This is a genomic window from Roseateles sp. FW301-B2 (assembly GCF_058788955.1).
Genome location: NZ_JBYTBE010000003.1, coordinates 193,433 through 218,397 on the forward strand (window position 1 = coordinate 193,433; position 24,965 = coordinate 218,397).

A 24,965-nucleotide genomic window follows, 5' to 3' on the forward strand; every position below is an offset into this window, starting at 1 on the left:
CCGATAATCGACGCCGTCTTCCCGCTCAGAGCACCGCAGCCCAAGCTCCTCCCATGTCCAACCTCATCGTCCACGGCGGCACCCCCTTGGCCGGCCGCATCGTTCCCTCGGCCAACAAGAACGCCATCCTGCCCATCTTGTGCGCCACCCTGCTCACGGCCGAGCCGGTGCGGCTGCGCGGCATCACCGAGATCACCGACGTCAAGAAGATCCTCGAGGTGTTCCGCAGCCTGGGCAGCTCGGTGGAGGTGGACTTCCAGACCGGCATCCTCGACGTGCACCACAAGAGCACGCATTTCGACCCGGCCAGCGACCGCCTGCCCGAGGAAATGCGCTCCAGCATCATGCTGGTGCCGGGCCTGATGGCGCGCTTCGGCGCGGCGCGCATCGAGGACGATGTGAAGGGCTGCACCCTGGGCGCGCGCGAGATCGACCCGCATGTGGAGGTGTTCGAGCGCTTTGGCGCGGTGGTGGAGCGCCAAAGCGACGGCCTGCTGCTGAACGTGCCGGGCCGGCTGCGCGCCAACGACCACTGGACCGATTACGCCTCGGTCACCACCACCGAGAACTTCGTGCTTTGCGCCGCGCTGGCCGAGGGCACCTCCACGCTGATGAACGCCGCCAGCGAGCCGCATGTGCAGGAGTTCTGCGCCTTCATGCAGATGCTCGGCGCCAAGCTGGAGGGCCTGGGCACCTCGCGCCTGAAGATCAGCGGCGTCGAGAAGCTCGGCGGCGGCGACTTCACCTTTGCCGAAGACTTCCACGAGATCGTCACCTTCCTCGCGCTGGGCGCCATCACCGGCGGCGACGTGCAGGTGAAGAACTCGCAGCCCGAGCAGTTTCCGCTGATCGACCGCACCTTTGCCAAGTTCGGCGTCCGCATCGAGCACAAGGACGGCTGGTCGCGCGCCATCACCACCGGTGCGCTCAAGGTCAAGGAACCCTTCACCCGCAACATCCTGCAAAAGGTCGAGGCCGCCCCCTGGCCCTATCTGCCGGTGGACCTGCTGCCCATCTTCGTGGCCCTGGGCGTGAAGGCCGAGGGCAGCGTGATGTTCTGGAACAAGATCTACGACGGCGCGATGGGCTGGACCAGCGAACTCTCCAAGTTCGGGGCCCATGCCTTTCTCTCCGACCCGCACCGCATGGTCACCTTCGGCGGCAAGCCCCTGCATGCGGCCGAGGTCGAAAGCCCCTACATCATTCGCGTGGCCATCGCGCTCTTGATGGTGGCGGCCAGCATCCCGGGCCGCTCGGTGATCCGCCATGCCGCGCCGATCCGCCGCGCGCATCCGCATTTCGTCGAGAACATCTGCTCGCTGGGTGCGCGCATCGAGTGGGTCGAAGGCGACTAGGGCCTGTTCACACTACGTTTGCACGATGCGTTGCCACCAGAAAAGCCGTGAACTAGGCGCAAACCGAAGCCGGGGTCACTCCCCCGGCGAGGCTTTGCAACGACGTGCACGGTTTTTCTGGTGGCAACCCGAAGGGAACGGGGCTGGCAGGGCCCATCTCGTCGTTGAACTCCTTGCCCAGGCAGCCAGCCTGGGCTGCGTCGTCCGCCTAGACCTGGGCCCTGCCAGCCCCGTTCGCACGGGCAAACGTAGTGTGAACAGGCCCTAGGCCCATGCGCGCCCTCATCGGCAAGGCCCTCACCGCACTGGCAGTCACCTGCCTGGCGGGCGGAGCCTTCGCCCAGGGGGGCGACACGGTGCGCTGGCTGGTGCAGGACCTGCCCCCGCATTTCAACTATGTGGACGGGCGCCCGCCGCAAAAACCCGCCGACCTCGGCCATGGCGAGCTGGACGGCATGCTGCGCATGCTGATCGCGCGCATGCCGCAGTTCCAGCATGAGTTTCTCGACGCCAGCCTGCCGCGCTTCGAAACCCTGGTGCGCCAGGGCCAGACGATGTGCTCGGTGCTGCATGTGCGCACGCCCGAGCGCCTGAGCTGGCTCTACTTCACCCACACGCACCCGCCGCTGTTCTCGCGCCAGATCCATGTGATCGTGCACCGCGACACGCTGGCGCGCCTGGAGGGCATGGGCCAGCCCCTGCAGCTGGCCGAGCTGCTGCAGCGCGGCGACCTGACGGGCCTGCTGCCGCGCGACCGCAGCTTCGGCCCGCGCATCGATGCGATCCTGCAGGCCCAGGGCAGCCGCGCGCCCAAGACTGCCAGCGCCGCGCGCAATATGCAGGTGCTGGCCATGCTGCGCCTGCGCCGCATGGACTACACGCTCGAATACCCCTCGGTGGTGGACGAGTACCTGAAGGCCAACGAAGCCCAGGGCGAGCTAGTGAAGATCCCGCTGGCCGAGGCGCGCAGCACCATGGTGGCCACGGTGGCCTGCAGCCGCAACCCCGAGGGCCGCAGGCAGATCGAGGCGATCGACGCCGCGGTACGCCGGCTCGCCCAGGACCCCAACCGCGAGGCCTGGCTACGCGCCTGGCGCGGCGACCAGCTCGACGAGGCCGATCGCCAGCGCATCAACCGCTATATGGACGAGCGCGCCAAGGCCGGGCCGCAGATCGACTAAGCACCGCTCGTGAGTCGCCCACAAAAGCTGGACCTGCCCCTGCGCGAGGGCGTCAGCGCCAGCGCCCTGGCCTGCCCGGCCGGCCCCTGGCCGCTGCTGCTGGACTTCATCGCCGAGCGCCTGAGCCTGGTGAGTCGCAGGGACTGGCAGGCCCGCATGGCGGCCGGCGAGGTGCTGGACGACCGGGGCCAGGCCTTGCCCCCCGAGGCCCCCTACCGCGCCGGGCGCCGCATCTACTACTGGCGCTGGCTGGCCCAGGAGCATGAGATCCCCTTCGAGGAACAGATCCTGTTCCAGGACGATGAGCTGCTGGTGGCCGACAAGCCGCACTTCCTGCCGGTCACGCCCAAGGGGCGTTATGTGCAGCAGACCCTGCTGACGCGGCTGAAGCGCCGCACCGGCATCGCCACGCTCACGCCGGTGCACCGGCTGGACCGCGAGACCGCCGGCCTGACGCTGTTTGCCATCCGCCCCGAGAGCCGCGACGCCTACCAGCGCCTGTTCCGCGAGCGCAGCGTCGAGAAGGTCTACGAGGCGATCGCACCCTGGCGCGCCGAGCTGCGGCTGCCGCTCTGCTACCGCAGCCGCCTGCAGGAGCGCGCCGAGGCCTTCATGCAGATGCAGGAGGTGGCCGGCGAGCCGAATGCCGAGACCGAGATCGCACTGATCGAGCGCCTGGGCGCGGCCTGGGCCCGCTATGAGCTGCGCCCCAGCACCGGCCAGAAGCACCAGCTGCGCGCGCAGATGTGCGCACTGGGCCTGCCCATCCGTGGCGACCGCATCTACCCCCAGCTGCAGCCCGAGCAGGCCGAGCCCGACTACCGCGAGCCGCTGTGCCTGCTGGCGCGCAGCATCGCGTTCACCGACCCGCTGAACGGCCAGCGGCGGCGCTTCGAATCGGCCCGTCAACTGCCGCTATCCGACACATAGCCTGGCATACACTGCCCCGAAATTCGGGGAGCGACAGGCATGGCGGCAAAGGCGACGACGGCAATCAAGTTCGGGCTCGCGGCCCTGGCAGTGGCGGGTGCGGCGGCGGGCGGCTGGTTCGGCTGGCAGGCATGGCAAGGCCGCGGCGCCAACGAGTTAGGCAGCAGCGCCGAGATCGGCGGCGAGCAGGCCGCCTTTGCCTTCAGCGAATGCAAGGCGCGCATGTTCGACGGCTCGCCCGCCATCGCGGTGAGCTTCACCCAGGCGCTGGACCGCCGCCAGGACTTCGGCGCCCTGCTGAAGGCCAGCGAGGGCGCCAAGGACGGCAAGCCCGAGGACGCGAAGCCGCTGGAAGCGCGCTGGGTGCTGGGCGACAACCCGCGCGTGCTCTACCTGCCCTATGTGACGCCGGAGCGCAAATACCGCGTCACGCTGAACGCCGGGCTGGCCGCCAAGTCGGGCGCCAAGCTGGCCACGCCGCAGAGCTGCGAGCTGCTGAGCGAAGCCATGCCCACCAGCTTCTACTTCGCCAGCCGCGGCGTGGTGCTGCCGGCCGAGCAGAACGGCGGCCTGCCGGTGGTGAGCGTGAACACGCCCGAGGTGGACCTGCAGTTCCTGCGCATCAAGCCCGAGGCCCTGCCGCGCTTTCTGGAGCAGGTGGGCGGCCGGCGCGAGGAACAACGCCGCGCGCAGCAGAGCGACGAAGAAGGTGGCGAGTACGAGGGCGGCTATTACTGGGACGACGGCGCGCGCCGGCTCAAGGGCCAGGTGGGCGGCTACATCCTCGACCAGCTGCGCGAGATGTCCGACAGCGTCTACATCGGCCGCTTCGCCACCGATGCGCGGCCGAACCGCCGCAACGTCAGCTACCTGCCGGTGGAGCGCATCAAGGAGCTGCAGGAGCCCGGCATCTATGTGGCGGTGATGAGCCAGCCCGGCCGCTTTGGCTGGGACTACCAGGTCACGCACTACTACGTCACCGACATCGGCCTGCATGTGCGGCGGCACACCGAGCAGCTGGACGTGTTCGCCACCTCGCTGAAGAGCGGGCGCTCGCTCAGCGGCATCGAGCTCACCCTGGTGGACGAGCAGGGCAAGGCCCTGGGCCAGGCGCAGAGCGATGGTGATGGCCATGCCGTCTTCAAGGGCCGCAGCGACAAGGCGCGCGCCCTGCTGGCCAGGCGCGGCAACAAGGAGATGGCGGTGCTGGCGCTGCGCGACCCGGCGCTGGATCTCTCGGAGTTCGACGCCACCGGCCATGCCTCGCGCAACCACAAGCTCTTCATCTACGCCGGGCGCGATCTGTACCGGCCGGGCGAATCGTTCCAGGTCTCGGTGCTGGCAAGAGATGCCGACGGCCGCGCACCGGCCAAGCCCCTGCCGCTGACCCTTACGCTCAAGAAGCCCGATGGCAGCAGCCTGGTGAACCAGCTGGTCAAGCCCGGCGCGACGGGCGCCGCCTACTACCAGCAAGCCCTGACCCTGCCCGCCGATGCCCCCACCGGCGGCTGGACCCTGCAGGCCCGCGTGGACCCGGCCGCCAAGCAGCCGGACGCGCAATGGAGCTTCAAGGTCGAGGAGTTTCTGCCCGAGCGCATGAAGCTGGAGCTCAAGGCCGGCGAGGGCGTGATGCGCGGCGACACCGCGCTGGACGTGCAGGTGCAGGGCGACTATCTCTACGGCGCCCCCGCCGCCGGCAACCGCCTGCAGGCCAGCGTCTATGCCGAGCGCCAGCTCAACCCGCTGGCGCAGAAGCTGCCCGGCTTCCTGTTCGGCGACTTTGCCGACGACAAGCAGCGTTCGCGCGAGGACCTGGGCGACCAGGAGCTGGACGAGAAGGGCCATGCCGAGCTACAGCTCGCGCCCAAGCTGGGCGAGCGCCACTCGCCCATGCTGGTGCGCGGCAGCTTCAGCCTGCTGGAGTCGGGCGGCCGGCCGGTGGTGCGCTCGATCGAGCGCAGCTGGTGGCCCGCCGCCGAGTTGCTGGCCGTCCGCCCCATGTTCGATCGCAACGTCGCGCAGGAGGGCGCGCTGGCCGAGTTCGAGCTCACGCGCGTGGATGCGGCCGGCAACTTCAAGCCCGCCAAGGAACCCCTGTCACTCAAGCTGATCTACGAGGAGCGCCAGTGGTACTGGCGCTATGACGATGGCCGCGGCTGGAACTCCGGCTACAACACCAGCGAGGAAGTGGTGGAGGCGCGCAGCATCCAGCTGGATGCGCGCAGCAAGCTGGCCCTGCCGGTGCGCTGGGGCCGCTACCGCCTGGAGATCAGCGACCCGGCCACCCAGCAGACGCTGCGCTACGCCTTCTACGCCGGCTGGGGCGCGCAGGACGCCGACGACATGGGCAACCGCCCCGACCGCGTGCAGCTCAAGCTGCAGGGCGCGCCCTTCAAGCCCGGCGCCCTGGCCAAGCTCAGCATCAAGCCGCCGCACGATGGCGAGGCCCTGCTCACCGTGGAGGGCGACCGCGTGCTCTACGCCAAGCGCCTGAGCGTGAGCGCCAAGGGCACCGAGGTGGAGATTCCCGTGTCTGCCGACTGGCAGCGCCACGACCTCTACATCACCGTGGCCGCCTTCCGCCCCGGCAGCCAGGGCGACCGCGTCACCCCCGCGCGTGCGCTGGGCCTGGTGCACCTGCCGCTCTACCGCGAGGAACGCAAGGTGAAGCTCGAGCTGCAGGCGCCGGCCAAGGCCACGCCCGACAGCCAGCTGCCCGTGCTGGTGAAGGCGCCCGCGCTCGCGGGCAAGCCGGCCATCGTCACCGTCTCGGCGGTGGACGTGGGCATCCTCAACATCACCCGCTACAAGACCCCCGACCCGGTGGACTTCTTCTTCGGCAAGCACCGCTACGGCGCCGACATGCTGGACCTCTACGGCAAGCTGATCGAGAAGATGGAGGGCGGCCAGGCCAAGCAGCGCTTCGGCGGCGACGCCGGCAAGCGCGACACCCAGAGCATGCCGCGCAAGGTCTTGCTGGTGGACCTGTTCAGCGGCCCGGTGCAGCTGGACGCCAAGGGCGAGGCCAGGCTGAACCTCAAGCTGCCGGACTTCAACGGCACGCTGCGCCTGATGGCGGTGGTGAGCAGCGCGGACAGCTATGGCAGCGCCCAGGCCGAGAGCGTGATTGCCGCGCCCCTGGTGGCCGAGCTGGCCATGCCGCGCTTCATCGCCCCGGGCGACAAGGCCAGCATCGCGCTGGACGTGACCAACCTCAGCGGCGCCACGCAGGAGGTCAAGGTGCAGCTGGAGGCCGGCGCGCCGCTCAAGATCACCGGCACGCCCGAACCCATCAAGCTGGCCGACAAGCAGCGCAAGGTGCTGCGCTTCCAGGCCGAGGCCACCGATGCCTGGGGCCTGGCGCCGCTCAAGCTCACCGTCACGGCCGGCGCTTCGCTCAAGCTGGTGCGCGAGGCGGCGCTGCAGGTGCAGCCCACCACGCCGCTGACGCGCGAGATCCGCCGCGTGCGCCTGGAGCCGGGCGCCAGCATGAAGCTGGAGCCCACGCTGCTGGATGCCTACTGGGCCGGCTCGGCCGCGCTCAGCCTGGCCGTCTCCGACAAGCCGCCCATCGACGTGCGGGCCCAGGTGCGCGAGCTCTTGATGTATCCCTACGGCTGCCTGGAGCAGACCACCAGCAGCGCCTATCCCCTGGTGTTCATCGACGAGGACGCCGCCAAGCGCTTCGGCATGAGCCCCATCAGCCGTGAAGAGCGCGCCAAGCGCCTGGACGGCGCCTTCGCGCGCCTCTCGGGCATGCAGCAGCCCAAGGGCGGCTTCGGGCTCTGGGCCGCCTCCAGCCCCTACGAGGCCTGGCTGAGCGCCTATGTCACCGGCTTCCTGCAGGACGCGCGCGACGGCGGCTTCAACGTGCCCGAGACCATGCTCAAGCGCAGCCTGGAGGCGCTCACCGAGCAGTTCCAGCGCGCGCCGGCCTTCCAGACCCAGCCGCCCAAGGCCTTCAAGCGCGATGCCAACGGCCGCCTGAGCGACTACCGCGAGGTGGAGCTGCTGCGCATGGCGCACCAGCGCTTTGCCGAGGCCGCGCATGCCGGCTACATCCTGGCGCGCGAGCAGAAGGCGCCGCTGGCCACGCTGCGCACCCTGCACGAAAGCTACCGCGGCAATGCGCGCTCGCCGCTGCCGCTGATCCACCTGGGCCTGGCGCTCAAGCTGATGGGCGACGAGGCGCGCGCCAAGGTGGCGCTGGACGATGCCATGAAGGCCGCCTACGGCCTGCAGCCCGAGCAGAGCGAGGGTAGCGGCTGGTGGTGGGGCGAGTGGCTGGGCGACTACGGCTCCAAGGTGCGCGACCTGGCCCTGGGCTATGCCCTGCTGCAGCGCCACCAGATCGTGCACGAGCGCCGCGAGGGCCTGCTGTTCGACCTGGCCGGCGACTTCGACCGCCGCCGCTACTTCTCCACCCAGGAGCGCCTGGCACTCTTCCTGGCCGCCAACAGCGCCATGGGTGCGGCCAGCGCGAATGAGAAGGGCTGGAAGGCCAGCCTCACCCAGGGCAGCAGCGCCAGCACCGCCTGGGCCGGCAGTGGCACGCAGCAGCAAGCCATCGAACCCGCCAAGCTCAAGGCCGGCGTGAGCCTGAAGAACGAGGGCGCCGGCACGGTGTTTGTGGAGGTGGCGGCGCAGGGCTACCCGGTCAAGTTGCCGGCCGCGCAGGAAGATCGCATCAGCATCGAGCGCGCCCTCTTCAGCACCGATGGCAAGCCGGTGAGCGCGCGTACTTTCAACACCGGCGACATGCTGATCGTGCGCCTGCGCGTGCAAGCCAACAAGCAGGCCATCAAGGACGGCCTGGTGGTGGACCGCATCCCGGCCGGCTTCGAGGTCGAGAACCTCAACCTCAGCCAGGGCCCGCAGGCCGGCGAGTTCACGGTGGAGGGCACGAACATCGCGGCCGCCAACGCCAACGCGCGCATCGTCCACACCGAGTACCGCGACGACCGCTTCGTGGCCGCCGCCAAGCTCGACGGCAGCCGCCTGGAGCTGTTCTACCTGGTGCGCGCCGTGACCCCAGGCCGCTACGTGGTGCCGGCGCCCTACGCCGAAGACATGTACCGCCCCGAGATCCGCGGCATCGGCAAGGCGGAGGGCGAGATCACGGTGGTGGACAAGCGTGCGGTTCCGTAATGAGTTGATGGGCTGTTTGCGCCGCGGCCCAGGTCGGCAGGCACGAAGGGCGCGCGCCACCACAGGTGTTGGCAAAGCCCTGGGCGGGTGGCCGCGGCGGCCATTTGCGCTGCCGAGGCGCACAGGGCCTTGCGGCCGCGCGCGTACTCGCGCGCCTCAAGCGCTGGATTGGCGCACTTTGTCTGAACGCAGCGAGCTGCAGGCGAGCGCAGTGAGTTGTGCGCCAGGCCGCAAGGCCCGAGCACCGCAGGGAAGCCCGAGCAGCGCGAGGGCCTGCGCAGCCTGGCCGCCGCGGCCACCCGCCCAGGGATTTGCCGCTCGCCACCTCTGCGCATGAACAAGCTCACCCGCTGGCACCGCCTGGCCCTCGCCCTGGCCGTGCCGGCCCTGCTCATCGCCGCGCTGGACCTGTTTGTCTTCCCCTTGCCACCCGGGGCAACGCCTGACCCCAGCGGCGCCGGCCAGTCCACCCTGGTGGTGCTGGCCGAGGATGGCACGCCGCTGCGCGCCTGGGCCAGCGAGGACGGCGCACTGCGCCATGCCATCACGCTGGCCGAGGTGTCGCCGCTCTATCTGCAGACCCTGCAGCATTACGAAGACCGCTGGTTCCGCGTGCACCCGGGCGTGAACCCCTGGGCGCTGGGCCGGGCCGCCTGGCAATGGGCAAGGCATGGTCGCATCGTCTCGGGCGGCTCCACCCTCACCATGCAGGTGGCGCGCCTGCTGGACCGCCGCGCCGCCGGCCGCAGCGTGCCGGCCAAATTGCGCCAGATCCTGCGCGCCCTGCAGTTGGAGCTGCACCTCAGCAAGGACGAGATCCTCACGCTCTACCTCAACCACGCGCCCATGGGCGGCATGGTGGAGGGCGTGGAGATGGCCGCGCGCGGCTACCTGGGCAAGCCGGCACGCGAGCTCTCGCAGGCCGAGGCGGCCCTGCTCACCGCGCTGCCGCAGTCGCCCTCGCAGCTGCGCCCCGACCGCGCCCCGGCGCGCGCCCAGGCCGCGCGCGACAAGGTGCTCACCCGCATGCAGACCCTGGGCGTGTGGGACGCCGCCAGCGTGGCCGATGCCAAGCTCGAGCGCGTGTTCGCGCCGCCGCTGCGCGCCCAATGGCTCGCCCCGCTGGCGGCCGAGCGCCTGCGGCAGGAGGCCAGGCAGGGCACGCAGCCACCCGGCTCGGTGATACGCAGCACGCTCGACGCCGGCCTGCAGGCGCGCCTGGAGCAGGTGCTGCTGGACCGCCTCAACACCCTGCCCGAGAAGGTCTCGATCGCCGCCCTGGTGGTGGAGAACCAGACCCTGCAAGTGCGCGGCTACGCCGGCTCGGCCGATTTCTCCGACCTGCGCCGTGCCGCGCATGTGGACATGGTGCGCGGCCTGCGCTCGCCCGGCTCCACGCTCAAGCCCTTTCTCTACGCGATGGCGCTGGACCAGGGCCTGATCCATTCCGAGAGCCTGCTGATCGACGCGCCGCAGAACTTCGGCGGTTATGCGCCCGGCAACTTCCAGGCCGATTTCTCCGGCCCGGTGAGCGTGTCGGAGGCCTTGCAGCGCTCGCTCAATGTGCCGGCGGTGGACCTGCTGGAGCGCCTCGGCCCCGAGCGCTTCGCCGCCCAGCTGCGCCAGGCCGGCCTGCGCCTGCGCCTGCCCGCCAATGCCAGCCCCAACCTGAGCCTGATCCTGGGCGGCGGGAGCACCAACCTGGAGGAGCTGGTGGGCGCCTACACCGCGCTGGCGCGCGGCGGCGTGGCCGGTAAACCGCGCCTGCGCGCCGAGCAGCCGCTGCTGGAAACGCGCCTGATGAGTGAAGGCGCCGCCTACATCGTGCGCGAGATCCTGGAGAGCGGCGGCCGCCCCGGCGCGCCCTTCCGCGAGAGCGAGCAGCGCATCGCCTGGAAGACCGGCACCAGCTTTGGTTTCCGCGATGCCTGGGCGGTGGGCGTGACCGACCGCTACACCCTGGGCATCTGGATGGGCCGCCCCGACGGCACGCCCAACCCCGGCCACTTCGGCGCCAACAGTTCAGCCCCGCTGCTGCGCGACCTCGCCGCGGCCCTGGGCCCGCAACAACTGGCCCCGCGCCACGTGCCCGCCAGCGTCAAGCCCGTGCCCATCTGCTGGCCCCTGGGCCTGGCCGAGGCGAGCACCGCGCCCGCCCATTGCCTGCAACGCCGCCTGGCCTGGACCCTCGAAGGCGCCACGCCACCCACCTTGCCCGACCGCCTGCAGCCCGGCAGCCTGATCGAGGTGGCCTGGGTGGATGCGCGCCGCCAGCAGCGCTTGCGCCCCGATTGCGCAGCGGCCGCGCAGGCCAGCCCCGAGCGCGTGGAACTGGCCCGCTGGCCTGCCCTGCTGCAACCCTGGATCGAACCCGCCCAGCGCAGCCCTCAAGAGCGCTGGCCCTGGGGCCCCGGCTGCGCCCCGCGCGCCCCACGCGGCGACGCCCTGCGCATCGTCGGCCTCGAGCCCGGCAGCCAGCTGCGCCCCGCCCCGGGCCAGCACCGCATTGCCCTCAAGCTGCAGGCGGTGGGGGCGCAGGAAGGGCTAACCTGGCTGCTGAATGGGCAGCTGGTGGGGCAGAGCGAGAAGGCGGGGGCGCCGTTGCAGTTGGAGTTGTCGCGCAGTGGGGAGCAGACGCTGACGGCGGTGGATGGGCGGGGGCGGTTTGGGCAGATCAGGTTTTCGGTCGTGAGTTTGTGATCGCAGTAGGTGGGCGTCGTCACTTGAAATCTTGACCTGTGATCTCAAGCCTCGGCTGCAGCGACAGGCGCTCGGAAACCGGCGTAGACCGGGCATCAGCGCGCAGCGCCACAGGCTGGCAGGCACTCTGCCCCAGATGCGGCGGCCCTCGCGCTTTGCGCTCAGGCTCCCCTGTGCTGCTCGCGCCTCCGGGCCGGCGCAAAACTCGCTGCATTCGCTGCGCTCATTGCGCTCAAACAAATTGCGCCAATCCAGTGCTTGAGGCGCGCGGAATACGCGCGCGGCCCGAAGCCGCTGCGCTGCTCGGCGCCGCAAATGGGGCCTCGCACCCACCAGCCTGCGCCGCTCCGGCAGAGCGCTGTTGGCAAGAGCACGCATACCAAGGCAGGTCTGGCAAAGCGCGACTCCATCCCCAGGCGCCAAGCTACTCCCTGCACCCCACCCTGCTCCTCTGCTCCGCCCGCCCCGCCTTGCACATCTCAAGCCAGAAGCTGCGCACAAAGGCCGGGTGGCGGGCGAACAGGTCCTTGCTGGTGGGGGAGTAGTACCAACTCGTCAGCACCGGCGGTGAGAGCTTGCGCAGGCGGGCCAGCACCTCGGCGGGCTGGGTGGCGACCAGCATGTCGGGCAGGATGGCCACGGCGCTGCGGCCCTGCACCAGCTTGTTGAGCACGTTCTGCGTGTCCAGGCCGTTCTCGGCCGTCCAGTTGCGTTCGGCCACCAGCGCCCGCAGCGCCGGCACCGGCGCCACGCCCACGCGCATGTCCTCGGGGCCGCGCAGGGTCTGGCCGTCCCAGCTGATCTGCTGCGAGCTCAGGGCGTCCGCGTAGAGCGAGTAGCTGGAGAGATAGAAACCCAGCTGCGGGTCGACCTGACCGTCCTGTTGCATGGGCAACGCGCTGATGGCCAGCAGTTCGACGCCCGGGAAGGCCACGCCCCAGATATCGATCTCGTTGCGCAAGAGCAGTTCACGGCCGCGCGTGATGGGAAAACGCTGCAGCTGCAGCCTTGGCGTGCAGCCGCTCCTGCTCACGGCCTGGCGTATCCAGTCGATCAGCTTGCCGGCGGGCGGCGCCGATTTATCCTTGCCCAGCAGCAGCGGCGCCAGCTCGTAGTCCAGCACGCCCACGCGCAGCTCGGCGGGGCAGCGCTGCTGTTGCTGCTGCAGCAGCTGCTGCTCATCGGCCGCGGCCGCGCCGGCGGCCAGCAGCGGCCACAGGCAAAGCGCTGCAAAAGAGAAAGACGCGCGGGCTTGGTTCATGCGGCCTGGCTAAGACCGGGAAGACGCCAGATGGTGCGCCACCAAGGCGTTGGCGTGGCCATGCCCCAGCTTGTGCTCGGTCTTCAGCAGGTTCACCAGCTCCATGTGCTTGAGGCCGCCGGCGGCGCGCAGCACCTTCAGCCAATGCTCGATCGGCTGCCCGTAGGTCTTCTCGATGGACGGGAAGTAGGAGGCAGGACCTTTGACCTTGGGGGCGGGCGCGTCGGGCATGGGGATGACTCCTAGTCATTCAATGCGATGGCTAGGCATTCTGCGTCGAAGGCAAGGCTTGCGCCAATAGACATGCGTCAGAACCAATAGTCGCCCACGCAGCGCCCATCGCGCGGCAGGTCGTCAAAGTTGTCCAGCCCATCAAAGTGGTCGATGGGGATACGGGCCACCGCCTCCGGCTCGCACAGGCGCAGGTTCACCGCCATGCGGCGGCGGCCCTGCTCGTCGAGCCGCAGCCCGCGCCAGAAGGCGATGCAGCCGCATTGCGGGCAGAAGTGGAACTCCAGCGCCTTGCCGCGCACGAAGGGCCGGGTCGCGCCGCTGACATGGATGTCCTCGTTCTCATGGCCATAGGCCCAGAGCACGCCATAGCGGCGGCAGGCGGTGCAGTTGCAGGCGGTGGCGCCCTCGGGCTGGCCGGCCAGGCTCCATGCCACGGCGCCGCAGAGGCAGCTGCCATTCAAGGTCGTCATGATGCGTCCGCTCCGCTCGTCAAGGCTTGCCATCATCCAGCCGGTCGCGCGCCGGCAGCGCATCGCGGAAGGCATCGAAGCTCTTCCACGCCGGCACCGGCGGGCTGTAGCCGGGCCGCGGCGCGTACACCGAGGGCTCGACCCATTGCAGCTTGTGCAGGTAGCGCGGGCAGTTGGGAAAGATGCGCGTGGCCGTGATGCGCACCATCAACACCGCGCCCGGGCATTCCGCGCACAAGGGGTCGTCCATGCAGACCTGTGCCGTGCCGTTGACGCGCAGGCGCTTGGGCGTCTCGAAGTCCACGAACAGCAGGCCGACATGGGGATTCAGCAGCACATTGCCCCAGCTGCGGTACATGCCGTTGCCGTCGTAGTCGGGCACGGCCAGGGTGTGATCGTCGAGGACGCGCACAAATCCGGGTAGCCCGCCCTTGTAGGAGCAATCGGGGTGGCCCTCGGCGTCGGCGCTGGCGATGAAGAACATCGCGCAGCGCTGGATGAAGGCGCGGTCTTCGTCGGTGAAGGCGCTGCGCAGGGTGACCTGCTCGAGGCGGTCAGCGATGGCGCGGGTGTCGCGCGCCTCCTGCAGCTGCCGCATGCCGGGGTGAAAGAAAGACATCGGATGCTTGGCCGCCATCGTCATCGTCCTGCCTCACGATCGAAGCGCGCGGGCAAGACCGCCCGCCAGGGCATTCTGTGCCCGGGCGGGCGCCTCGCCAAGCACAGCGCAATTCAGCTGGCGCTGGCCACGCTGGCGTAGGCCTGCAGCGCAGCCGTCACCTCGGGGTTGGGGCTCGTGCTGCTGCTGCCTGCGGCGTTGGCCTCTGCAGGTGCGGGCGCGGGTGCGGGCTCCGGTGCCGGCGCTGGCGGCGGCGCGGCCTCGGTCTCGCCCCTGAACTTGGCAACGCCCTTGGCCTTGCCATGGCTCTCGGTGGCGACCATGGAGGCCAGGGCCGCCTTGAACTCGGCTTCGCTGAGCTGGCCGTCGCCATCGGCATCCATGCGCTCGAAGAGCTGCTGCGCGCGCTCGTTCTGCTTGGCATGGGCGGCCGCGGCGGCGCGCGCGCCGGCCGGCGAGATGCGCACGAAATCCGTGGCCTCGAGATAGCCCTTGGCGTCGCGGTCGAGTCGGCCAAACAGCTGCTCGGCGCTGAGGCGGTTCAGCGGCCGGTTGTTGGCCGTGCTGATGCGGCTCGGGGTGCCGCTCCCTTCGGTGCTGGTACTGACGCTGGTGCTGGTGCTGCGGTAGGGCGACAGGGCGCTGCTCGTCATCATGATGCGTACTCCTTCATGTTGCGCTGGGGGCCATGACTGCATTTCGGCCGCACCCGGCAGCGACTGAGAGCCGCCACATGAAACAAACGTAATAGCCGGCCGCGCCCGGCCGCCGCCCCGCTCAGCGCACCCGCTTGTAGCGGCTGTAGCCGCCCAGCTCGCGCTCCATGGGCCGCAGCACCAGGGTGGTGCGCGCCGGTACGGTGACGGTGAGAAAGCCGGCGCTCACCGTGCCCAGCGCCGCGGCGCCGGGCTGGCCGAGCGCGTCGACCATCGGGGTGCCGTCCATCAGATGGGCGTTGGCGATCATCACCCGCTCGGTGACGGGCTCGGCCCTGGGGTTGGCCAGCACCACCATGGTGTCGAGCGCGCGATCGGTGTAGCGCTCGAAGGCGAACAGCTGCTCGGCCTCCACCAGGCGGAAGTCGCCCACGCGCAGCGCGCGCTGCTGCTTGCGCAGCGCCACCAGCTGCTTCATCCACAGCAGCTCGGGGTTGTCGGCGCGCAGCAGCTCCCAGCGCATCGGGCTGCGGTTCTCGGGGTCGGGGCCGCCCGTCATGCCCAGCTCGGCGCCGTAGTAGATATTGGGCGCGCCGGGCAGGGTGAACTGCAGGGCCTGCACCATGCGGCGCTGGGTGGCATCGGGGAACTGGTTGGCGATGCGCGGGATGTCGTGGTTGTCGATCACCATCCAGGACTTCAGCATGGGCTCGATGCCGGCATCGCGCACCAGGCGCTCGGTCATGTGCGCGGCCTTGGGGGCGGAGAGCTCGCCGCCGGCCAGGCCCAGCACGATCTGGCGCAGGCCGAAGTTCATCACCGCGTCGATGGACTTGAGCCATTCGCCCGGGTAGTTGACGATCTCGCCCACCACCAGCGAGCCGGGCTTCTGCTGGTGCGCCGCGTCGGTGAGCTCGCGCAGGTAACGGTGGCCCAGCTCGAAGGCGGTATCCAGGCGCCAGCCATCGGCGCCGTCGCGCAGATAGCTGCGCACCACCGAGTCGGGCGCGCCGTAGAGGTAGTGGCGCACCGCGGGGTTCTCGAGATTGAGCTCGGGCAGGTTCTGGAAGCCCGTCCAGACACGCGCGCCGCCCTCGTACTGCGGGCCGATCGCAAACCAGTCGCGCCAGCGGCTCTTGGGGCTGGCAAACGCCTCCTGGAACTTGGGCGCGTTGCGGCCCATGTGGTTGAACACGCCGTCCAGCACCAGCTTCATGCCGCGCTGATGCACCTGCACCGCCAGCTGCCTGAACTCGCGCTGGCTGCCGTACTCGGGCGAGATGGCCTTGAAGTCGAAGGCGTCGTACTTGTGGTTGGTGTAGGCGAGGTGGATGGGGTTGAGGTAGAGCACGTCGGCGCCCAGCTGCTGGATGTAGTCCAGCTTGGTGCTGAGGCTTTGCAGGTCGCCGCCCCAGAAGTCCAGCTCCTGGCTGTTGAGCTTGGCATCGGCGAGGTAGACGCCGGGCCGCGCGGGCTCCGACCAATCGCGCAGGCGCTTGGGCGCGGGGTAGAGCGCGCGCTTGGCCTCCAGATTCGCCGCGGGCACGTAGCGGTCCACCAGCACCTGGTAGACGATGGCGCCGTTGCGCCAGTCGGCCTCGCGCTGCTCGAAGCTGGCGGCCATGCAGGCGGCCGGCAGGGCGAGCAGCAGGGTCAGATAGGCATGCTTCATGGTCGGTGTCTCCGGTGTTTCTTTAGCCGCTGTTGAAGCAAGCGGGATGCTCAGGCCTGCAGCCCCAGCCGCGATTGCAGGGCCAGGCGCTGACGGTTGAAGTTCCAGCCCACCAGCAGCACGCCCGCGGCGCCCAGGGCCAGCAGCCAGCTGGTGCCCAGCGCCTCCACCGCCAGCCCGGCCGCGCCCACGCCGAGCGACTGGCCGAGGAAGAAGCAGGAGGCGAACAGGGCCACCGCGGCGCCGCGGCGCTCGGGCGCCATCTGGGTGGCGCGGGTCTGCAAGGTGTTGTGCATCATGTAGAAGCCCAGGCCCATCACCAGGCAGGCCGGCATGGCCCACCACCAGCTGGGCGCCAGCGCCACGGCCAGCAGGGCGCCGGCCATCAGCAGCGAGCCCCAGCGCACCAGCGCGGTCTCGCCCAGGTGCTGCACCAGCTGGCGCGCGCCCAGCGCAAAGCCCAGGCCGCCCAGCGCGAACAGCATCACCAGCGCGCCCACGAAGGAGAGCGCGAGCGCAAAGCGCTGGTGCAGGTGCGAGGCCACGAAGGCGAAGGCGCCATAGAGGGCCGCGCCCTCGCAGAACACCGCCAGCAGCACCAGGCGCGACCAGGGGCCCGCCAGCACGGCGCGGAACTCGCGCAACAAGCCGGCCAGCACATGGCCGCGCTGCGGCTGGGTGGCCAGGGCGCTGGCGGGCAGGCCGCGTCGCACCCATTGCAGCACCAGGGCCACCAGCACGAACAGGCCCGCCACGGCGAAGAAGGGGGTGCGCCAGTCCAGGTGGTCGGCGGTGTAGCCGCCGGCCCAGACGCCCAGCGCAAAGCCGACGATCTGGCCAATCAGGAAGCGCGCCAGCACGGCCTGGCGGCGCTCGTAGGGCACCACATCGCCGATCCAGGCCATCGCCAGCGGGATCACCGCCGCCGCGGTGGCGCCGGCCAGCAGGCGCCCCAGCAAGAGGCTGGCATGGCCCTGGGCCAGCGCGCAGGCCAGCGAGGTGAGGGCCGAGGCCACGCAGGCCCAGCCGACCACACGGTACTTGCCGTAGCGATCGCCCAGCGGCCCGAACAGCAGCTGTGCCAGGCCATAGGCCACCGCGAACACGGTGATGACCTGCGAGGCCTGGCCCAGCGTGATGGCGAACTCCTGCGCCAGCCGCGGCAGCAGCGCGTCGGTGAGGCGCAGCGAGATGCCGCTGGCCATGGCAGCAAGGGCCAGGCCGACGATGGCCAAGGCGGGCACCGGGGGCGAGGCGGCGGGGCTGGAGGAGCCGGTGGAATGGGCCTGGGGCTGCGCGGGCATGGCCCATTGTCACCAGACCGGCCGGCCCGGGCTGGCGCAGGGCTTTGCCGCGCGCGGCCTGCCCGCCTCAGGGGCCCGCCTGCCGCAGCGTCTGCACCAGCATGCGCTGCAGGCTGTCCACCGCCTTGGAGCCCTTGGAGGCCTGGCTGCGGTAGACCGCCACCTGCATCGGCTCCAGCGGGCCCAGGCCATGGGCCAGGCCCAGCACCTGCAGATGCGCGGGCGCGCTGCACTGGGTCAGCGCCGCGATCGCCAGGCCGCTCTCCACCGCGGCGATCTGGCCGGCCAGGCTGGAGCTGTTGTAGACCACCTTGTAGGGCCGGCCCTGCAGAGCCAGCGCATGGATGGCGCTGCGCCGGCCCAGGCTGGCTTCCTCGTAGACGGCGATGGGCAGCGGGTTGCGGCTCCAGACCTCGAACTGCGGCGCGCCCACCCAGACCATGGGCTCGTGGAAGAGCAGGGTGCCGCGGCGGGCGTGGTCGCGCGAGACCAGGGCCAGGTCTAGCTCGCCGCTGGCCACGCGCGGGATCAGCGAGGTCGATTGCTCGCAGTCCAGCTGGATCTCCACCCCGCCATGGCGCGGCGCAAAGCGCTTCAGCACCGGGGTCAGGTAGCGGCTGGCGTAGTCGTCGGGCACGCCCAGGCGCACCACGCCGGCAATCGCCTCGTCGCGCAGGGCGGCCTGGGCCTCGGCCTGCAGGTCCAGCATGCGGCGCGCATAGCCCAGCAAGGTCTGACCCTCATGGGTCAACTCCAGCTGCCGCGGGCCGCGCTGCAGCAGCCGGCAGCCCAGCGCCGACTCCAGCTTCTTGAGCTGCATGCTCACCGCCGATTGCGAGCGGCTCACCTCCAGCGCCGCGCTCGAGAGCGAGCCGGCATCGACTGTGGCGACAAAGCATTTCAGCCAGTCGATCTGCAGATCGCGCATGGATTCGATAAACGCATGGATTGGCGTCGAATTATGCGCTTTGTGCGGCGCCAGCACGCCGGCACAGTGCGCGGCATGCAATACAGCATTAGCACCCCGGCCGCACCCGGCCCCATCGATGCACGCGCCCTGGGCGTGATGACCCTGCTGTGCCTCACCTGGAGCCTGCAGCAGATCTCGCTGAAGGCGGTGGCCGACCAGGCCAGCCCGATGCTGATGGTGGCGCTGCGCTCGCTGGTGGCCCTGCTGCTGCTGGCGGCGCTGATGGCCTGGCGTGGCGAGGCGCCACAGCGCGCGCGCTGGCGGGCGGGCCTGCTGGCCGGTGCGCTGTTCGGGCTGGAATACCTGCTGGTGGCCCAGGCCCTGAAGCTGACGCAGGCCTCGCATGTGGTGATCTACCTCTACACCGCGCCGCTGTTCGCCGCGCTGGGGCTGCACTGGCGCCTGCCGGCGGAGCGGCTCGCGGCGCTGCAATGGCTGGGCATCCTGTTGGCCTTCGGCGGCATCGCCCTGGCCTTTCTGGGCGGCCGGCATGGCGGCGCCGCGGCGGGCGGCATGGCGCCGTTGGGCGATCTGCTGGCCCTGCTGGGCGGTGCGGCCTGGGGCGCCACCACGGTGACGATACGCTGCTCGGCCCTGGCCGCCGCGCCCGCCACCGAGACCCTGCTCTACCAACTTCTGGGCGCCTTTGCCCTGCTGCTGCCCGGCGCCTGGCTGAGCGGGCAATGGCAGTTCCAGCCCTCGGCCCTGGTGTGGGCGCATTTCGGCTTCCAGAGCCTGGTGGTCTCGTTCGCCAGCTTCCTCACCTGGTGCTGGCTGTTGCGCCGCTACCTGGCCTCGCAGCTGGGCGTATTCGCCTTCCTGACGCCGCTGTTCGGCGTGCTGCTGGGCGTCTGGCTGCTGGGCGAGGCCCTGGACCCCGGCTTCATCGCCGGCAGCGGCCTGGTGCTAGCCGGCATCGCGCTGGTAAGCGGCCACGCCGGCCTGGCACGCCGGCTGGCGGGGCTGCACGGGCGCAAGGGTCGGGCACTGCCGGCCTAGACCGGCAACAGGTAGACGTCCGCCGCCGCGCGCTCCGCGGCGCTATGGCCTTGCAGGGCCTTGTCCCATGCCGGATCGCCGGCGTCGTGGCTCGCCGCCAGGCCCTGGATCATGTGGCCGGTCTCTTCGGTGCTGGCGTCGAACTCGGCCACCAGTTCGCGGTCGTCAAGAAACAGCCGCGCCACCATATAACCGCCCGACTCGATCACCACCAGATAGCGCGCGGGCTTGCGCTGGTGGGTATTGCTGTGCGGGCGGGGCGCCTCGGCGCCAAAACTCTGGCTCATGGTGGGGCCATCTTGCCATCCGCCCTAGTCGCTGTCCATCAAGAGCGCCGAGAGCGCTGCCGCGTCCAGCACCGTGGCCTCCTCCTGCCCCGCCAGAATGCCCTCGGCCAGGCCGCGCTTGTCGCGGTGCAGCTCGATGATGCGCTCCTCCACCGAGCCGGCGGTGACCAGGCGGTAGACGGTGACGGGGCGCTGCTGGCCCATGCGGTGGGCGCGGCCCATCGCCTGGTCTTCGGCGGCGGGGTTCCACCAGGGGTCGACGATCAGCACATAGTCGGCCATGGTGAGGTTGAGGCCGAAACCGCCGGCCTTGAGGCTGATGAGGAAGACCTCGCCCTCGCCGCGCTGGAAGGCCGCCACGCGCTGGGCGCGCGCCGCCGCGGGCGTGCTGCCGTCGAGGTACTGGTAGCGCACGCCCATCGCGTCGAGGCGCTCGGCCAGCAGCTTGAGGTAATCGGTGAACTGGCTGAACACCAGCGCCTTGTGGGCGCCGTCCACCAGCTCGCGCACCAACAGCTCGAACTCGCCCAGCTTGGCGCCCACCAGGCCCAGCTCGGGCGCCACCAGGCGCGGATCGCAGGCGGCGCGGCGCAGGCGCATCAGCTCGGCCAGCACCTGGATGGCGGGGCCGCCGCCCTGCTGGCCTTGAGCGGCCGCGGCCACGCTGGCCTGGGCATCGCGGCGCAGCGCTTCGAGAAAGCTGCGCTCCTCGCCGCCGGGCTGCACCAGGTGGACGATCTCGGTGCGCGGGGGCAGGTCTTGCAGCACCTGGGCCTTGGTACGGCGCAGCAGGAAGGGCGAGACCAGGCGGCGCAGGCGCTGGCGCGCGGCCGCGTCCGGCTGCTCCTTGCGCTCGATCGGGTTGGCAAAGCGCTCGGCGAACTGCGCGGCCGTGCCCAGCAGGCCCGGGTTGATGAGCTGCATGATGGACCAGAGATCGGCCAGGCGGTTTTCCACCGGCGTGCCCGAGAGCGCGAGCCGGAAGCCGGCCTTGAACTCGGCCACCGACTTGGCGCGTTTGGTGGCGGCATTCTTGAGCGCCTGGGCCTCGTCCAGCACCAGGCTGGCCCAGTCCTTGGCGGCGAACAGCTCGGCATCGTTCTGCGCCAGCGCGTAGGAGGCGATCAGCACATCGCCGGGGCCGGCCGCGGCGATCTGGGCGGCGCGTTCGCCCGCACTGCCGTAGAGCGCCAGGTTCAGGCCCGGCGCGAACAGCTCGCCCTCGGCCAGCCAGTTCGCACATACCGAGGTGGGCGCCAGCACCAGGGCCGGGCCCTGGGCGGCGCGCGCGATCAGCAGCGCCAGGGTCTGCACCGTCTTGCCCAGGCCCATGTCGTCGGCCAGGCAGGCGCCCAGGCCGGCCGCCGCCAGGCGCGCCATCCAGGCATAACCCTCCTCTTGATAGCCCCGCAGCTCGGCGCGCAGGCCCGCTGGCACGACGGGCTGCAGCGCGGCGGCGGCGGCCAGCGCGTCCATGCGCGCGCGCCAGGGGGCGTCGCCGGCCAGCTGCATCTCGCCCAGGGTTTCATCCAGCCAGCTGGCGCTGGCGGGGGGCAGCTGCAGCTGGTCCTTCCTGGCCACGGCCAGCGCGTCGAGGTCGCGCAGCTGCTGGCGCAGCTGCTCGCTCAATGCCAGGTATTCGCCCTCGGCGAGGCGCACATAGCGGCTGCGCGAGGCGCGCGCCAGCTGCATCAGCTCCTGCAGGCCCAGCACGCGCTGCTCGTCCAGCTGGGCCTCGCCCTGCAGGGCCAGCCAGTTGCGCGCGCTGCTGACCTGCACGCGCACGCCGCTGCTGGCCAGCGCGGTGACGCGCAGCGGCTTGCCCTTGGGCCAGTCGAGCGCGGCGATGCCGGGCAGGCCCGGCAGCAGCTCCACCGCGCGCAGCGCCTCCTCGGGCTCGGTGAGCAGCCAGGGCAGGTCGGGCGGCAGCTCGGCGTCCAGGAAGGGCATGGCCTCCAGCACCGCGCGGCGATGTTCCACCTCGGCGGCGAGGTCGCGCTCGGTCGCCAGGCTCAGGCCCTCGTGCATGCACAGCAGGCGCGCGCGGCCCGCGCCGGGCGTGACGGCGGGGCCGAAGCCACCGAAGGGCTGGGCCACCAGCTGCAGCTGCAGACCCTCGCCGAGCGGGCTCAGGCGCGCGCGCAGGCGGCTGTCGCCCGCCACCGAGCGGCCGGCGGCGGCATCGCTGTGCAGCTGGAAATGGCCGCTCAGCACCTGCAGGGCCGCGCCCAGCTCGGCCTGCGCGCTGGCGGGCACGGTCCAGCCCTGGTTCACCAGCTCGGCCACGCGGCGCTGGGTGGGGCTGATGCGCAGCAGGCGCGCATGGGCAGGGCCGTCGCGCAGCACGCGCAGGCTGTTGCGCTTGTCCACCTCTGCCTCGTGCCGGCTGCCATACCAGGCGCTCAGCTTGGGCGGCTCGCTGCTGAGCAGCGGCGGGTGGATGTGGAAGGCGTAGCTGGCATCCGCGCCCTGGCGCACCTCCAGCTCGGGCAGGGCCTCCACCAGCTCCACCCATTGGCCGGGGGCATCGGCAAACATCAGCGCCGGATGCCCGACCAGGGCGATGGCGGCCTGGCTGACGTCGAGCTCGTAGCTGTTGGCGGCGCTGTAGATGCTGCGTTCGATATGGCGCAGCACGGCGTTGTCGCGCGCGCTGCTGCTCTGGCCCTGCTTCTTGAGCTTGGAGAGCGTCACCGGCTTGAGCTTGAGTGCCCCACGCGCGCTGCGGCTGCGCTCGAAGGGCAGGATGTCCTGCACGCGGCCCTGAGCATCGAGCTCGAGTTGCCAGGCCAGCTCGCTGATGCCGGTCTGCGCCGCCTGCTCCTCGGCCAGCTGGGTGATGGCGGCGAGCGCATCGCGCCAGGCCTCGTGCGGCCCGCCCAGCCAGTTGAGTGGTGTTGGCTGGGCGCTCAATTCGTGCGTCAGCTCGCCGAGCTCCAGCCGCTCCAGCGCCTGCGCCAGCAGGCAGGCCTGCCAATGCTGCTCGGCCGCCTGCAGGCGCTGCAGCAGGGCCGTGGCGGCGGCCAGCGTCCAGCCCGGCGCGGGCTTGCCCAGCCAGGCGGCCAGCAGCAGGCGGTCGCAGGCCTGGTCGAGCGCGTGGGCGCGCTGCTCCAACCCGGGGATGTAGGCCAGGGCCTGCTCGTCCAGGCCCTCCTCGCCCAGGCGCACGCCGATCGCATGGGCCCACAAGCCCCACCATTCATGCGCCGAGGGCTTGCGCGAGCCCGATTCGGCGATGCAGAACTTGCGCGCCTGCGCCCAGGCGAGCGGGTCGCTCTGCGCCAGCAGGCTCACCAGGTAGAGCCGCGCCAGCTCGCGCTCCAGCAGGCCGCGGCGCTGGCCGCTGGCCTGGCGCCGCGCCTTCAGGGCCTGCTCGAACAGGGCCGCAGCCTCGGCCCAGGCGCCCTGCGCCAGGCGCTCGGCGGCCTGCACCAGCGCCAGCCCCGGCTCGCCCTGCAGCAGGGCACGCGCACCGTCCAGATCCAGCGCCTGCAGGCGGGCCTCGGCGAGCTGCGCGCGCGCCTCGGGGCCCAGCGCTTGCGGCGCGGTGGCCAGGCGCTGCTGCAGCCATTGGCGGATCTGGCCGCGGCGCGCGTCGTCGGCGCTCAAGGTCTTGAGCGCCTGGCGCAGCAGGGTCTCGCTCAGCTCGGCCGGCAGGGCCGCCACCGCGGCCGGCATCCAGGGCTCGGTGAGCGCCGCGGCCTGGACCTCCGCATGGCTCAGCTCGAGCAGCGGGCCGCGCAGCTGGGCCTGGTAGGTGGCCAGGTCCACGCCCGAGTGCAGGAACAGGCGCAGCATGCGCACCGCCTCGTCGGCCGAGCGCAGCCCTATCCACTGCATGGGCTGGCGCGCATGGGCCTGGCCATCGCTGTAGACGTAGAGCAGGCGCTGCCAATACTGGCGCGCCGCGGGCAGCAGCAGCAGCGCCTGCAGGCGCTCGGCCTGCGCGCCCGGCGGCACGCCGTAGACGCGGCCGCTGAGCGGCTGGATGCGGCCCTGCTGCTGCAGCTGGCGCAACGCCAGCTGCACGCGCGCCTGGCTGAAGCGCTCGGCGCTGGCGATCTCGCCCTGGGCCTGCAACCACAGCGCCAGCCCGGCCGCACCGCGGCTGCCGCCCATCAGCAGCAGGGCATCGAGGACGGCTTGCAGTTCGGGCTCGGTGGCGGCGGCGCTGGGGTCGGGGTACGGGGACATGCCGGCAGTATGCCGCCCGGTCGCTCAGGGCCTCAGCAGCTCGGCCTCGCTGCGCTTGAAGGCCGCCGACTCGCGCACCTGCGCCAGCTCGGCCCACAGGCGCTTGGCCTGCGCCTCGTTGCCGCCGTAATAGCTATGCGAGTAGACCAGGAAGTAGGACTTCTCGACCAGGGGCGGGTCCAGCCGCTGCACGCGCTGGGCCCAGCGGGCATCGCGCTTGAGCGCCTCGTCGCCCTCGCCGGTGGGCAGGGCCAGGGCCTGCACGCGGCGCTTCACGAGCTTCTCCAGATTGGCCTCCACGCTGCGCGTGCCTTCATCGACCTTGAGCCCCATGGCCTGCAGCTGCTCGACGATGGAGTAGCCCGAGGGCGCGCCCACCACCAGCTCGCCCTTGGCCGCCAGATGGCGCCCGTCCCAGACCGGCCCCTCCTGCGCCAGCGCGTAGAGGCTGTAGCTCTCGCGGCGCATGCGCAGGCCCTCATCGGGCGCCATATCGCGCCAGGGAAAGATGGCGAACTGCATGCGGTCGCTGCGGTAGCTCATGCCCAGGGCCGCGTCCTGGCCGCCGCGCTGCAGCTCGGTCTGGCAACGCCGCCAGGGCATCAGGCTCAGCTCCAGCGCCAGGCCCATGCGCGCGGCCGCCTGCTCGATCAGCACGAAGTCCAGGCCCGCCGGCAGCGCGCCGGCCCGGCGCGGCTCGGCCAAGCGCCAGGGGTAGAGCGGTGCTTCGTCGGCACACAGGCGCAAGGGGCGCGCGGCCTCCTGCGCCCGCACACCGCAGCCGCAAGCGAGCAACACCGAGAGCAGAACCCAACGTCGTAAAAGCGGCATGAGCGAGGACATGCGAGCCGTGGCCTGACTTGATGGATGACAGGCTCTTGCTCGCATTCTGCGCGCAAAACCAGGGCGATGGCGCGGCAGGCTCAGGCTATGCTCTGCAGGAACAAAAAGCCAATGACAGGGAGCTTGCATTGAAGGCTGATGA

At 70.9% G+C, this 24,965-nt stretch carries 17 protein-coding genes; 6 read left to right on the plus strand and 11 right to left on the minus strand.

Annotated features, from left to right (window positions below; translation table 11 throughout):
• Window positions 1-53 precede the first annotated feature (53 nt).
• From AC3WQY_RS04085 to pbpC, 5 genes are all read left to right on the plus strand, one after another.
• On the plus strand, window positions 54-1,355 hold the full coding sequence (locus tag AC3WQY_RS04085; protein ID WP_492706011.1) for a UDP-N-acetylglucosamine 1-carboxyvinyltransferase: 1,302 nt from the start codon (window positions 54-56) through the stop codon (window positions 1,353-1,355).
• A gap of 272 nt (window positions 1,356-1,627) precedes the next feature.
• On the plus strand, window positions 1,628-2,536 hold the full coding sequence (locus tag AC3WQY_RS04090) for a TIGR02285 family protein (RefSeq protein ID WP_492706013.1): 909 nt from the start codon (window positions 1,628-1,630) through the stop codon (window positions 2,534-2,536).
• A gap of 9 nt (window positions 2,537-2,545) precedes the next feature.
• Complete coding sequence (locus AC3WQY_RS04095; protein ID WP_492706015.1) at window positions 2,546-3,466, plus strand: pseudouridine synthase; 921 nt, start codon at window positions 2,546-2,548, stop codon at window positions 3,464-3,466.
• A gap of 39 nt (window positions 3,467-3,505) precedes the next feature.
• Window positions 3,506-8,614 (plus strand): alpha-2-macroglobulin family protein, encoded by a 5,109-nt coding sequence (locus tag AC3WQY_RS04100; RefSeq protein ID WP_492706017.1) that lies wholly within the window; start codon window positions 3,506-3,508, stop codon window positions 8,612-8,614.
• Between the two features lie 333 nt (window positions 8,615-8,947).
• The gene (pbpC, locus tag AC3WQY_RS04105; protein ID WP_492706020.1) at window positions 8,948-11,314 is read left to right on the plus strand and encodes a penicillin-binding protein 1C; all 2,367 of its coding nucleotides are present in this window, start codon (window positions 8,948-8,950) and stop codon (window positions 11,312-11,314) included.
• A gap of 424 nt (window positions 11,315-11,738) precedes the next feature.
• On the opposite strand, the gene AC3WQY_RS04110 is transcribed toward pbpC, so the two are convergent.
• The 8 genes from AC3WQY_RS04110 to AC3WQY_RS04145 form a co-directional block, all read right to left on the minus strand.
• Window positions 11,739-12,575, minus strand: a complete 837-nt coding sequence (locus tag AC3WQY_RS04110) for a hypothetical protein (protein ID WP_492706022.1) — start codon at window positions 12,573-12,575, stop codon at window positions 11,739-11,741.
• Window positions 12,576-12,584: 9 nt separating this feature from the next.
• Complete coding sequence (locus AC3WQY_RS04115) at window positions 12,585-12,806, minus strand: DUF4287 domain-containing protein (RefSeq protein WP_492706025.1); 222 nt, start codon at window positions 12,804-12,806, stop codon at window positions 12,585-12,587.
• 77 nt (window positions 12,807-12,883) lie between these two features.
• Window positions 12,884-13,279: a GFA family protein gene (locus AC3WQY_RS04120; protein ID WP_492706027.1), complete on the minus strand. Its 396-nt coding sequence runs from the start codon at window positions 13,277-13,279 to the stop codon at window positions 12,884-12,886.
• Window positions 13,280-13,298: 19 nt separating this feature from the next.
• Complete coding sequence (locus AC3WQY_RS04125; RefSeq protein WP_285234376.1) at window positions 13,299-13,898, minus strand: pyridoxamine 5'-phosphate oxidase family protein; 600 nt, start codon at window positions 13,896-13,898, stop codon at window positions 13,299-13,301.
• 113 nt (window positions 13,899-14,011) lie between these two features.
• The gene (locus AC3WQY_RS04130; RefSeq protein WP_492706030.1) at window positions 14,012-14,554 is read right to left on the minus strand and encodes an EF-hand domain-containing protein; all 543 of its coding nucleotides are present in this window, start codon (window positions 14,552-14,554) and stop codon (window positions 14,012-14,014) included.
• Between the two features lie 121 nt (window positions 14,555-14,675).
• Complete coding sequence (locus AC3WQY_RS04135) at window positions 14,676-16,226, minus strand: glycoside hydrolase family 13 protein (RefSeq protein WP_492706032.1); 1,551 nt, start codon at window positions 16,224-16,226, stop codon at window positions 14,676-14,678.
• Window positions 16,227-16,276: 50 nt separating this feature from the next.
• A complete protein-coding gene (locus tag AC3WQY_RS04140) occupies window positions 16,277-17,530 on the minus strand; it encodes an MFS transporter (protein ID WP_492706034.1) in 1,254 nt (417 codons plus the stop codon).
• Window positions 17,531-17,597: 67 nt separating this feature from the next.
• A complete protein-coding gene (locus AC3WQY_RS04145; protein WP_492706036.1) occupies window positions 17,598-18,458 on the minus strand; it encodes a LysR family transcriptional regulator in 861 nt (286 codons plus the stop codon).
• A 75-nt stretch (window positions 18,459-18,533) separates the two neighbouring features.
• Here AC3WQY_RS04145 and AC3WQY_RS04150 point away from each other — a divergent pair, with 75 nt between their 5' ends.
• Window positions 18,534-19,499 carry a DMT family transporter gene (locus AC3WQY_RS04150; protein ID WP_492706039.1) on the plus strand — a complete coding sequence of 322 codons (966 nt, stop codon included), beginning with the start codon at window positions 18,534-18,536 and terminating at the stop codon, window positions 19,497-19,499.
• Here the strand turns inward: AC3WQY_RS04150 and AC3WQY_RS04155 are convergent.
• From AC3WQY_RS04155 to AC3WQY_RS04165, 3 genes are read right to left on the minus strand one after another with little or no spacing between them, the layout of a single operon-like run.
• Entirely contained in the window at window positions 19,496-19,786 is a 291-nt protein-coding gene (locus AC3WQY_RS04155; RefSeq protein ID WP_492706041.1) for a hypothetical protein, read from the minus strand. The genes AC3WQY_RS04150 and AC3WQY_RS04155 overlap by 4 nt on opposite strands.
• Before the next feature lie 24 nt (window positions 19,787-19,810).
• Window positions 19,811-23,980, minus strand: a complete 4,170-nt coding sequence (locus AC3WQY_RS04160) for an SNF2-related protein (RefSeq protein WP_492706043.1) — start codon at window positions 23,978-23,980, stop codon at window positions 19,811-19,813.
• Window positions 23,981-24,004: 24 nt separating this feature from the next.
• The gene (locus AC3WQY_RS04165; RefSeq protein WP_285234384.1) at window positions 24,005-24,823 is read right to left on the minus strand and encodes a substrate-binding periplasmic protein; all 819 of its coding nucleotides are present in this window, start codon (window positions 24,821-24,823) and stop codon (window positions 24,005-24,007) included.
• Between the last annotated feature and the right edge of the window lie 142 nt (window positions 24,824-24,965).

Excerpts from the sequence above, each read along its gene's own strand:
- AC3WQY_RS04130 (WP_492706030.1), bottom strand. The coding sequence starts at position 14,554 with ATGATGACGAGCAGCGCCCTGTCGCCCTACCGCAGCACCAGCACCAGC.
- AC3WQY_RS04150 (WP_492706039.1), top strand. The coding sequence starts at position 18,534 with ATGCAATACAGCATTAGCACCCCGGCCGCACCCGGCCCCATCGATGCA.
- AC3WQY_RS04135 (WP_492706032.1), bottom strand. The coding sequence starts at position 16,226 with ATGAAGCATGCCTATCTGACCCTGCTGCTCGCCCTGCCGGCCGCCTGC.
- AC3WQY_RS04125 (WP_285234376.1), bottom strand. The coding sequence starts at position 13,898 with ATGTCTTTCTTTCACCCCGGCATGCGGCAGCTGCAGGAGGCGCGCGAC.
- AC3WQY_RS04090 (WP_492706013.1), top strand. The coding sequence starts at position 1,628 with ATGCGCGCCCTCATCGGCAAGGCCCTCACCGCACTGGCAGTCACCTGC.
- pbpC (WP_492706020.1), top strand. The coding sequence starts at position 8,948 with ATGAACAAGCTCACCCGCTGGCACCGCCTGGCCCTCGCCCTGGCCGTG.
- AC3WQY_RS04110 (WP_492706022.1), bottom strand. The coding sequence starts at position 12,575 with ATGAACCAAGCCCGCGCGTCTTTCTCTTTTGCAGCGCTTTGCCTGTGG.
- AC3WQY_RS04120 (WP_492706027.1), bottom strand. The coding sequence starts at position 13,279 with ATGACGACCTTGAATGGCAGCTGCCTCTGCGGCGCCGTGGCATGGAGC.
- AC3WQY_RS04165 (WP_285234384.1), bottom strand. The coding sequence starts at position 24,823 with ATGTCCTCGCTCATGCCGCTTTTACGACGTTGGGTTCTGCTCTCGGTG.
- AC3WQY_RS04155 (WP_492706041.1), bottom strand. The coding sequence starts at position 19,786 with ATGAGCCAGAGTTTTGGCGCCGAGGCGCCCCGCCCGCACAGCAATACC.
- AC3WQY_RS04115 (WP_492706025.1), bottom strand. The coding sequence starts at position 12,806 with ATGCCCGACGCGCCCGCCCCCAAGGTCAAAGGTCCTGCCTCCTACTTC.
- AC3WQY_RS04145 (WP_492706036.1), bottom strand. The coding sequence starts at position 18,458 with ATGCGCGATCTGCAGATCGACTGGCTGAAATGCTTTGTCGCCACAGTC.
- AC3WQY_RS04140 (WP_492706034.1), bottom strand. The coding sequence starts at position 17,530 with ATGCCCGCGCAGCCCCAGGCCCATTCCACCGGCTCCTCCAGCCCCGCC.
- AC3WQY_RS04085 (WP_492706011.1), top strand. The coding sequence starts at position 54 with ATGTCCAACCTCATCGTCCACGGCGGCACCCCCTTGGCCGGCCGCATC.
- AC3WQY_RS04100 (WP_492706017.1), top strand. The coding sequence starts at position 3,506 with ATGGCGGCAAAGGCGACGACGGCAATCAAGTTCGGGCTCGCGGCCCTG.
- AC3WQY_RS04160 (WP_492706043.1), bottom strand. The coding sequence starts at position 23,980 with ATGTCCCCGTACCCCGACCCCAGCGCCGCCGCCACCGAGCCCGAACTG.